This window comes from Pseudoalteromonas phenolica, assembly GCF_005886345.1.
GTDB lineage: Bacteria > Pseudomonadota > Gammaproteobacteria > Enterobacterales > Alteromonadaceae > Pseudoalteromonas > Pseudoalteromonas phenolica_A.
In genome coordinates, this window is record NZ_PNEC01000076.1 from 1 (window position 1) to 1,869 (window position 1,869).

Annotated in this window: 3 protein-coding genes; all 3 read right to left on the minus strand. The window is 35.3% G+C overall.

Going from position 1 to position 1,869, the window contains the following annotated elements:
• Nucleotides 1-135: 135 nt before the first annotated feature.
• The 3 genes from CWB72_RS19770 to CWB72_RS19780 all read right to left on the minus strand — a co-directional run bounded on the left by CWB72_RS19770 (nt 136) and on the right by CWB72_RS19780 (nt 1,849).
• Nucleotides 136-681 carry a hypothetical protein gene (locus CWB72_RS19770; protein ID WP_138635014.1) on the minus strand — a complete coding sequence of 182 codons (546 nt, stop codon included), beginning with the start codon at nt 679-681 and terminating at the stop codon, nt 136-138.
• Between the two features lie 117 nt (nt 682-798).
• On the minus strand, nt 799-1,257 hold the full coding sequence (locus CWB72_RS19775) for a hypothetical protein (protein ID WP_138635017.1): 459 nt from the start codon (nt 1,255-1,257) through the stop codon (nt 799-801).
• Nucleotides 1,258-1,360: 103 nt separating this feature from the next.
• Nucleotides 1,361-1,849 (minus strand): hypothetical protein, encoded by a 489-nt coding sequence (locus tag CWB72_RS19780; RefSeq protein ID WP_138635020.1) that lies wholly within the window; start codon nt 1,847-1,849, stop codon nt 1,361-1,363.
• Nucleotides 1,850-1,869 lie beyond the last annotated feature (20 nt).

Consider the following 1,869-nt stretch of genomic DNA (forward strand, 5'->3'; position numbering starts at 1 on the left):
TGATTGTTCAGACATGTACTAACAGTTCCCTTTGATTTAAACATAACGCCCTGTTAACAGGCAAAATATAGTTGGCTAAGATTAAGCGACGAAGGAGCAAAAGCCAACTGTATTTTGTCCTTGTTGAACAGATTGTTATATTTCATTTCCGCGTACATCAAAGTTACGAACTTCTAATTTAACATCATAATTTTTAGTTATAAAATTAACTAATGCGTCGATATCTAAGGTACCAAAATATTTAATTGCGATATTTCTACGCTTTAAAAAGAAAGTCCAAGTGATGGATTCATCGTTATCACCTGTGTCTTTGATTATCTTTTCAATAATATTGATATCATCAATTGAAAAAACAATATCTTTTTCTAATTTTTCACTAGGTGATAAGAGCAATACTTCGTTATTGAAAACTCTTGCGATCCAATCTCCATTTGCTTTGATTTCACGATAAGCTTGAGTAAAAAAATACCCTGCGAATAAAAAGAATAAAGAAAAGACTAACGTAACTAAGATAGAAGCAGGAAAGTTATCAATTGTTCTTTCTACGACACCATAGAAACTTAGATCATCTTTACTCCCGACATAGCTTAACCACCCAAATGGTAATAATGTACAAAGAGCGCCGATGACGATTAGCCCGTACCCAACACCTTTTGAATCAATTTTTTCTTCGTACAGCAAAGTACCACCGGAACCAGATTGAAATATAACGCCTAAATATGAGGCGTATTAAGCTTGGCTATACTAGCGAAGAATGAGCGCCAGCCAAGCTTTAGACGTCCATTCATAATTTCCTTGTTAGGTGCCAAAATACATTTGGTTGAAATTGTAGTCATGCATGAATGAAAACATAATTTTATCAATCACCTCCTCATCCTGAGTAAAAATATTTATGTCGCAATATTCTGAAAGTTTAAACCAATTATTACGATAAAAGACTTCTGCACAAAATTTTCCATTGTATAAAATTTTTGTAGATTTTCTTCCATTTAACTTTTTAGGTAAGCAGTAATCAATATCTGTGCCATCAGTAAATCTAAACGATTTAGGCGAAGATATTCGGCTTACCTCAACTTCCGCACTCTTTAAGTAACTCTTTTCATACGGATCACCAGAGTATATTAATTGAACACCTCTTTTAAGTTGCAGTTCTAACAGTAATTTATTAATAGAGTAGCCTAGATCTGAATCATCACTTATTTCATATCGTTCAAAAAACACAAACCAATTTGTTTTTCGAATAGAGACTCGAACCACAATGTGCACCTAACGCCTTAATAAACGGCGAAAAATAGTAGGCTATAATAAGCGACGAAGGAGCGCAAGCCTACTGTTTTGCGTCCACGGTTTAATTAACTTGTTAGTTACTCTTGCCACCCGCATGCTGGATGTTAAGATTAAAGGGTTCACTTTCGTCACCTTTTGGCGATACAGCAACGATTTGTAATACGAAATCAATTTTTTCCTGATTGTTATAACTGCCATCTAACCACACGAAAAACATTGAATTTTCACTTGGGTTGTATCGCGAGGGCATTACTGCATAGTCTGGAATGACATGGCTTTCAAAAGTACCTGATACAATCTTTAATTTATACCCTGTAGCTCTAACGGGATTCTCGTTTTCAAATTTTATTTTTATGATTCCAGCGTCGGAACATGAACCCCGATTTCCATCATCATAACCTCGCTTAATTGTTTCTACACTAGCCTTTGGTATAGCCAATGGATGGTTTTTCTTTTTGTACAAAGGACTAGGTAAAAATTCATCGTATCCGGGCGCGAAACTACAAGCGTTTGCTGTGCTGTGTGATAAGAACAGCGTGATGAATAGTAGAAATTTTCGCATGACTTCCCTGAGTAACTAAC